At 60.2% G+C, this 7,763-nt stretch carries 9 protein-coding genes; all 9 read right to left on the bottom strand.

Going from position 1 to position 7,763, the window contains the following annotated elements; translation table 11 throughout:
- Nucleotides 1–17: 17 nt before the first annotated feature.
- Nucleotides 18–518, bottom strand: coding sequence for a flagellar basal body-associated protein FliL (gene fliL, locus D8V06_RS03225; protein ID WP_056853015.1), 501 nt, complete (start codon nucleotides 516–518; stop codon nucleotides 18–20).
- Nucleotides 519–752: 234 nt separating this feature from the next.
- On the bottom strand, nucleotides 753–2,120 hold the full coding sequence (locus D8V06_RS03215; protein ID WP_130930427.1) for a flagellar hook-length control protein FliK: 1,368 nt from the start codon (nucleotides 2,118–2,120) through the stop codon (nucleotides 753–755).
- 101 nt (nucleotides 2,121–2,221) lie between these two features.
- Complete coding sequence (locus D8V06_RS03210; protein ID WP_056853017.1) at nucleotides 2,222–2,572, bottom strand: Hpt domain-containing protein; 351 nt, start codon at nucleotides 2,570–2,572, stop codon at nucleotides 2,222–2,224.
- 30 nt (nucleotides 2,573–2,602) lie between these two features.
- A complete protein-coding gene (locus D8V06_RS03205; protein ID WP_130908479.1) occupies nucleotides 2,603–4,309 on the bottom strand; it encodes a fused response regulator/phosphatase in 1,707 nt (568 codons plus the stop codon).
- Nucleotides 4,310–4,314: 5 nt separating this feature from the next.
- Entirely contained in the window at nucleotides 4,315–4,614 is a 300-nt protein-coding gene (locus D8V06_RS03200) for an STAS domain-containing protein (protein ID WP_056853018.1), read from the bottom strand.
- A gap of 206 nt (nucleotides 4,615–4,820) precedes the next feature.
- On the bottom strand, nucleotides 4,821–5,270 hold the full coding sequence (gene fliJ, locus D8V06_RS03195) for a flagellar export protein FliJ (RefSeq protein WP_056853019.1): 450 nt from the start codon (nucleotides 5,268–5,270) through the stop codon (nucleotides 4,821–4,823).
- Between the two features lie 6 nt (nucleotides 5,271–5,276).
- Nucleotides 5,277–6,635, bottom strand: a complete 1,359-nt coding sequence (gene fliI, locus D8V06_RS03190) for a flagellar protein export ATPase FliI (protein ID WP_056853020.1) — start codon at nucleotides 6,633–6,635, stop codon at nucleotides 5,277–5,279.
- The gene (fliH, locus tag D8V06_RS03185) at nucleotides 6,625–7,422 is read right to left on the bottom strand and encodes a flagellar assembly protein FliH (RefSeq protein ID WP_130930426.1); all 798 of its coding nucleotides are present in this window, start codon (nucleotides 7,420–7,422) and stop codon (nucleotides 6,625–6,627) included. Before fliH ends, fliI begins: the two co-directional genes overlap by 11 nt.
- 4 nt (nucleotides 7,423–7,426) lie before the next feature.
- Nucleotides 7,427–7,763: FliG C-terminal domain-containing protein (locus D8V06_RS03180; protein ID WP_277751285.1), on the bottom strand; the 337-nt coding region annotated here is incomplete at its 5' end.

The raw sequence follows: 7,763 nt of genomic DNA, 5'->3' as shown, positions 1-7,763 counted from the left end.
ACGGCCATGTCGTGTTCCTACTGCAGTACGAAATTAGTGAAAAGCAACTGTTCGACAACCACTTTGCCGAGCTCTTTCTGCGCCACTTCCTGGACGCTGGCCGTGGCTTTCTGGCGCAGCATTTCCTGACCGACCGGCGACGCCAGCGTGGCGAAATCCTGCCCGGAAAACAGCATGACCAGGTTGTTGCGGATCACCGGCATGTGCACTTTGAGCGCTTCCAGATCGGCCTGGTTGCGGCCAAGCATGGTGATGCTCACCTGCATGTAGCGCTGACGGCCGTTCTGGTTGTAATTGGCGACAAACGCTGGCGCCATCGGCTCGAATATCGCCGGCTGCTTGCCCAGCGGCGCGGTTTCGACCACGGCGGCAGGCTTGCTCTGGGCGCTGTGCATGAAGTACCAGGTCGCCCCCACGGACAAACCGACCGCCAGCAGCAGGGCCAGCACGATCACAATAATCAGCTTGAGTTTGCCTTTGGTTGCGGGGTCTTTTACTGCTGCGTCGCTCTTCGCCATGCCAATAATCCGTCACTATTCGGGTTTTCACAGTCGCACGGCAAGGCAAGAGCAAGTGTTATGCCAGAAGTGTCGGGAGAGGGATGGGTGGGGATGTGCGCGTTTTGAAGAACACTGCGCCCCCTGTGGGAGCGGGCTTGCCCGCGAAGAGGCCGGAACATTCAACATTGATGCTGACGGTGCCGACGCCTTCGCGGGCAAGCCCGCTCCCACAGAGTCATAGGTCTGCCGGGATCAGGCGTAATAGTCGACTGCGCTGGAGCCGATAACACTGGTCACCGGAGCAGCGACTTCAGCAACCGCTGGCGCCACGTCGTCATCCATCGAATCAAGACGACCACCAGTGGTATTGGTCCTGCCACTCTGCGCCTGCTGATTCTGCCCCTGATCCTGGGAGCCTCGGTTCTGGTCGGAGACGTTGACGTCAACCTGGCCCATGCCCTGCTGGGCAAACATGTCACGCAGGCGATGCATCTGCCCGTCGAGCGCTTCGCGAACACTCGGGTGCGCGCTCAAGAAGGTAACCTGGGTCTGCTGATCCGGAACCATGTTGACCCGAATGTCGAGACGCCCCAACTCTGCCGGTTGCAACTGAATGTCCGCTGCCTTGAGATTGGCGCTGGACAGGTACATGACCCGGTTCACCACCTCTTCGGTCCAGCCGTTCTGATGCATGGCAATCGGTTGATTGACCGGCAAGGCGTTGGCGGTTTTCGGCGTGGCAGCCTGGGTCAGCGCCGCCAGACGGTTGGCGAAATCGTCGACCCGGGTATCGCTGCTGGCCGATTTCAAGTCCTTGAGACCGTCATCGATCAAGCCACTGAAGGCCTTATCGCCACCTTGGCTGGTGCTGTCCTTGTCGGCCTGGACCTCGAGCATACCGGCCATCCCGGCAGCAAAATTTTGCGCAGCGGTCTGTTCGCCATCGGCCTGGGCCTGGGCGGTAGTCGAAGCCGCTTTCGGCTGTGCCTGACTCGACGCGGAAACGTGGCCGCTTTGCTCCATCGCCATGCGCAAGGCCGGCAATGCATCAAGAGGATCAGCCTCGGGATCGAATTCGGCATCCGTGACAACAGCCGCCGACGCGGCTGTCACAGGAGCAGCAACTGGCGCGCCAAGCGCAGCCTCAACCGGCAATTGAGCGGCATCCACGACCGGCGTCGTCACCGGTGCAGGCGCGACCACGGCGGGTTGAACCACCAGCAGCAAGGCAGGATCAAGCGTCGGATCAACAGGTGCGGTTTCGGCGACCGGCGTTTGCGCGGTATCGGTAGCATCGTCGCTGGCAGCCTGGCCTTCGGTCTGCGCCGGATTATCGGCGGGCAAGGTTTTGCCGCTATCGGCAACCTCCGGTTGCGCGGCGGCAGGTTTGTCGTCCACGACGTCTTTCTTGCCAGCGCTGTCCACAGCCTTTTCACGCACCGGTTTGACCGGGCTATCAGCTGTTGCGGCAGGTTTGTTCTGGGCTTGCTTGGCATACACCTGAGCGAAGCTTGCAGCCTTGTCCCCGGGCTCAGCGGTCAATGCCGTGGAATTGGCGGACGCCGCTTGAGCCTTGGCCGGCGCGACGGCCTGAAGAAGATTATTGGGGGTAACGGGCATTTAACGGTCTCCGCTGCACTGGGATCGTAGGTACAGTTGGAAGAGTTAACTGCAAGGGTCGCGCCAGTTTCGCCAGCAGACGACGAAAGGCGCCAAACGACTCAGCTCGCCGCCGGGGAACGCTGTCGTTCAAATTCATAGAGAGGACGAACGATGGCGAACTCGCCATCGATGTCGGTGATCAATTGGCCAATTTCGGCAGTCGGGAACGCACTGGCCATCCGCTCAAGCTGACCACACAACTCGGCGAGCCGCACCGCGCCCATGTTGCTGCTGCTGCCTTTGAAGCTGTGGGCAGCCTCGATCACTTGCGTGGCCGTATCTGCCTGTCGCAACAATTGCAGGCGTACTTCGCAGTCAGCGAGGAAGGTATCGACCAACGTCGAAAACCCATCCTCCATGACTTCCCGCAACGCGCTCAGCGCGTCCGGGTCAAGATGTGTGTCAGCCACTTGCTCACTCCTTGATCAAGAATGCGTGGATTATGCCAGAGCCTCCCAGAAAAACTCCACGCGGGCACTTCGACCATCGTCGGACCAACTGGCGTTACGCCCCAACTGACGGATCAGACTCACACCACGTCCCGACAGACGGACAGGATCAACCGGGCGATCCAGCACCCGCGCGACGTCAAACCCTTTGCCGCTGTCCTCGACGCGGATCACCAGACAACCACCTTCACCCTGCGGCGTGACCTGCAGATGCACCCGTACGTAGCCGTCCTGCAGTTCGTCCAGGCGTGTGTTGCGCTGTTGATAATAACGGGTGAACCCCGAAACATCGCGCTTGAGGCTTGAGTCCAGACCCAGGACACCATGCTCGAGCGCATTGGAATACAACTCGGCCAACACACTGTAGAGCGCCCCGCTCTGTGTCCGTAGACCATGGACCTCAAGCAGTAATTGCAGGAGGAACGGCAGTGGATTGAAGCGCTTGAGGGTCGCGGCGCGAAATTCGAAACTCACTGACCAGTCCAGCGGGCACGACTGACCGCTGTCGGAATACACCGGGGTCGGCGCAATCAGCGGCGAAGTCTCAAGCAAGCTGATTTCAACCATACTGACATCGTCGCGGGTCTCACCGCCAAAGTCGCGCAGCGCCTGGCCGATTTCCTCGAACAGCGCATCCGGTTCACGATTGTCCGAAAAAACCCGTTGCAGGCGCTCCACCCCGAACAACTGATCGTTGGCATCGCAGGTATCGATTACCCCGTCGGACAAGAGGAAAACCCGGTCACCCTCCGCCATCGGAAACACTTGCGTGCTGTCATCGAATGTCTGCGCGCTCAGCACGCCCAACGGCAAGTGCCGAGCCGACAACGGCGTGCGTTCACCCGTGGCGATGCTGTGCAGATAACCGTCGGGCATGCCGCCGTTCCATACTTCCACCGAACGGCTCTGAAAACTCAGACACAGCATCGTTGCGCAACAGAACATGTCCACCGGCAAGATGCGTTTGAGCTTGGCGTTCATCTCGCGCAGGGTTTCCGACAAGCCGTAACCCTTGGCCGTCATCCCGTAGAAAACTTCCGCCAGCGGCATGGCCCCTACCGCGGCGGGCAAACCATGGCCGGTGAAGTCACCGAGCAGCACATGCATGTCGCCCGCCGGTGTGTACGCGGCCAGCAACAAGTCACCGTTGAACAGTGCGTAAGGCGATTGCAGGTAGCGGATATTGGCAGCGTTCAAGCAACCGGAATGGGCCACCTTGTCGAACACGGCCTTGGCCACCCGCTGCTCGTTGAGCAGATAATCGTGGTGCCGGGCAATCTGGTCACGCTGTTGCAACACGGTCGCTTGCAGCCGCCGCAAGCGATCCATCGCCTTGATTTTGGCGGCGAGGATCACCTGGTTGTAGGGTTTTGCCAAAAAATCGTCGCCCCCGGCCTCCAGGCAGCGGGCGAGCGCTTCACTTTCGGAAAGCGAGGTCAGGAAGATGATCGGCACCAGGGTTTCCCCGGCCAGTGCCTTGATCTGCTGTGCTGCCTCGAAGCCGTCCATCACCGGCATCATCGCGTCCATCAACACCAGTTGCGGACGGTTCTGGCGAAACGCCTCGACCGCTTCGGCACCGTTGGCTGCCGTCAGTACTTCGTGGCCCTGACGGCGGACAATACTCGATAGCAGCATGCGATCGGCCGCGCTGTCTTCGGCGATGAGGATCGTCAATGATTCCAGTGCAGCGTGCACGGCGGTCAACTGATGTCGAACAGTTTGTCGAAGTTGGAGATGGCGAGGATTTTCCTCACATCCGAACTGCTGTTGACCACGCGGATATCGGAGTTTTCACCGCCAGCGTGATCACGCAACAGCAGCAACATGCCCAGCGCAGAGCTGTCGAGATAGGTCGCTTCTTTCAGGTCGACTACAACCGCTCCAAGATCTTTGTGTTCGTAGGACTCACGAAACTCTTGATGCTTGGCGAAATCGAACCGTCCCTTGACCGATATCGTCAGCTTCTGGCCGTCGGGGGATACTTCTGTAACAACTGACATGTCATGGCTTCCTTGTCATTGGTGAACCTGCTTGTACAAGGTTTAGCATTTGGTAGAGGTTGGGGCAAGGCAAGGCGTTGTGACGGCCGTCGGATCGCTATCGCGGGCAAGCCATGCTCCTACAGGTTTCATGAAGCTCACAAGATCGCAACAATCCCGTAGGAGCATGGCTTGCCCGCGATGAACGATAACGCGGTCAGCCTGATTCAATACTGATCCTGCCGTGGCAAGCGCTGCGATAATTCATCCAGCAGTTTCTGTTCGCGCTTGTCCTCGATGGCCCGCGCTTCATCGGCATACCGCTGCACCAGTTTGCGCAAACCTTCGACACGGGCAAACGCCTGTTGCCAGGTGTCCCGTGCCTTGTTCAGGTTGTTCTGGTGCCAGGCCAGGCTTTGCCGCTGCTGATCGATGGCCGTGCCCAATTGCGCCAGAAACCCCTGATACCCGAGCAGCCATTGGCCCGACACGCCGCTACTGCCGCGCACGATCCACTGTTCCTGATAGTCGAGACGAAAGGCTTCAAGGTCGGCGAGTTTACTTTCGGCCAGCCGCACTTGCCCTTGAAAGTGCCCCAAGCGCTGGACCGCGGTTTTCTCGGCCTTCTCGGCCATTTCCACCACGGGGGCCAGGCGCCCTGCCCGAGTCTGGGCCATGGCCGGTTAGCCGCCCGCCGCGGGCGCGAAGATCGAGGCGAGATACGCTTCGCTTTCGCCCAGGCTGATGCTGTCGTTGAGACCCTGGCGCAAGTACTTGACCAGTTGCGGTTGCAGGGAGATCGCCAGGTCGGTCTCGCGGTCACCACCGGCGACGTATGCGCCGACGCTGATCAAGTCGCGACTTTGCTGATAACGCGACCACAATTGCTTGAAATACTGCGCACGGGTCATGTGTTCCGGTGACACCACCGCCGGCATCACCCGGCTGATGGACGCCTCGATATCGATGGCCGGGTAATGCCCCTCCTCGGCCAAGCGTCGGGACAGCACGATGTGCCCGTCGAGCACGCCCCGCGCCGAGTCGGCAATCGGGTCCTGTTGGTCATCGCCTTCGGACAGCACGGTGTAGAACGCTGTGATCGAACCGCCGCCCTTCTCGGCATTACCCGCTCGTTCCACCAGTTTCGGCAACTTGGCGAACACTGAAGGCGGATAACCCTTGGTCGCAGGTGGCTCGCCGATGGCCAGGGCGATTTCCCGCTGGGCCTGGGCGAAACGGGTCAGCGAATCCATCAGCAACAGGACGTTCTTGCCCTTGTCGCGGAAATATTCGGCGATTCGTGTGCAGTACATGGCGGCGCGCAGACGCATAAGTGGTGCATCGTCCGCCGGGGACGCCACCACCACCGAACGCTTGAGCCCTTCTTCACCGAGGATGTGCTCGATGAACTCTTTAACTTCACGACCCCGCTCGCCGATCAGCCCGACGACGATGATGTCGGCCTCGGTGAAGCGGGTCATCATGCCCAACAGCACGGATTTACCGACGCCGGTACCGGCGAACAGACCGAGGCGCTGGCCGCGACCGACCGTCAGCATGCCGTTGATGCAACGAATGCCTACGTCCAGCGGCTCGCTGATCGGTTCGCGTTTGAGCGGGTTGATGGTCGGGCCGTCCATCGGCACCCAGTCTTCGGCCTTCATCCCGCCCTTGCCATCCAGTGCACGACCGGCGCCATCGAGTACACGGCCAAGCATGCTCATGCCCATCGGCAAGCGACCCGTGTCGGACAAAGGAACGACGCGGGCACCGGGTGCAATACCGGCGACGCTGCCGACCGGCATCAGGAAGACCTTGCTGCCGGAGAAGCCCATGACTTCGGCTTCGACCTGCACCGGATGGTAGCTGTCGTCATTGATGACCATGCAACGACTGCCCATCGCCGCGCGCAAGCCTTCGGCCTCAAGGGTGAGGCCGACCATACGCAGCAAGCGGCCTTCAAGAATCGGTGCGCCAGCCAGTTCCGTGGCCTCTGCATAGCTGCTCAGGCGCTTGGCGAAACTGGTCCGTTCAAGGCGCATCGGGGAGATCCGCATCGGCTGCGACTGCGGGCTTGTTTTCGACCGGCAGCTCAAAGCTCACGTCCGGCGCAGCTGGGTGCAGTGCCTGCTCGTGGAGCTGATCGAACAATTTGTCCATGACCTGTTTGACGCGGGTTTCCACTGTGGCGTCAATACGACTGTGCTCGGTCTCGACCCGACAGCCGCCCGGCAACAGCGATTCGTCTTCGACAATGCGCCAGGTTTCTTCATGGCGTTCGCGCAGGGCTTTGACCTGTTCGAAATCCTGCGGATTGATGTACAGCCGCACGTTGCCCACGCCCAGCGGCAACAACTTGAGCGCCTCGCGCATGACGTGTTCGATTTGCGTCGAGTCAATGGCCAGTTCGCGCTGAATCACTTGTTTGGTGATGTGCTGCACCAGATCGACCAAGGACTTTTCAATCTGGGTGTCCTGTTCGGCGATCGGCTCGAACAGATGCGCCATCAGTTGCTCCAGCCCGGCGATCTTTGGCGCCAATGCCTGTTCGGCTTCCTGGCGGACCTTGAGGGTGGTGCTATGGAAACCTTCTTTTTCACCCACCGCGAAGCCTTCGTTATAGGCTTCCTGGCGAATGCTTTCGAGTTCTTCGAGGGTCAGTGGCTGGACTTCCTCCAGCGGCACTTCTTCCATTTCCGGCGGCTCGGGTTCCGGCTCCGGTTCAGGCTCGGGGGCTGGCGGGTCGAAGCTGGGCAGCGCCCAGGTATCGAAACCACTGACATCCCCGGCCCGGATCAGGTCAGTGGGTAAATCATCATGCTTGGCCATGGGCTTAAATCATTTCCTCGCCGCCCTTGCCACCGAGAACGATTTCTCCGGCTTCGGCCATTCGGCGGGCGATGGTGAGGATTTCTTTCTGCGCGGTTTCCACATCGCTGACACGCACCGGGCCTTTGGCTTCGAGGTCGTCGCGCAACAGTTCGGCGGCACGCTTGGACATGTTCTTGAAGATTTTCTCTTTGACGCCTTCGTCCGAGCCCTTGAGCGCCAGGACCAGCACATCGGAAGACACTTCGCGCAGCAATGCCTGGATACCGCGGTCGTCGACATCGGCCAGGTTGTTGAACACGAACATGAGGTCTTCGATCTGACCGGACAGGTCTTCGTCG

The sequence above is a fragment of the Pseudomonas sp. Sample_24 genome, from assembly GCF_004307605.1.
Classification (GTDB): Bacteria; Pseudomonadota; Gammaproteobacteria; order Pseudomonadales; family Pseudomonadaceae; genus Aquipseudomonas.
This window is presented reverse-complemented; position numbering and strand designations above follow the sequence as displayed.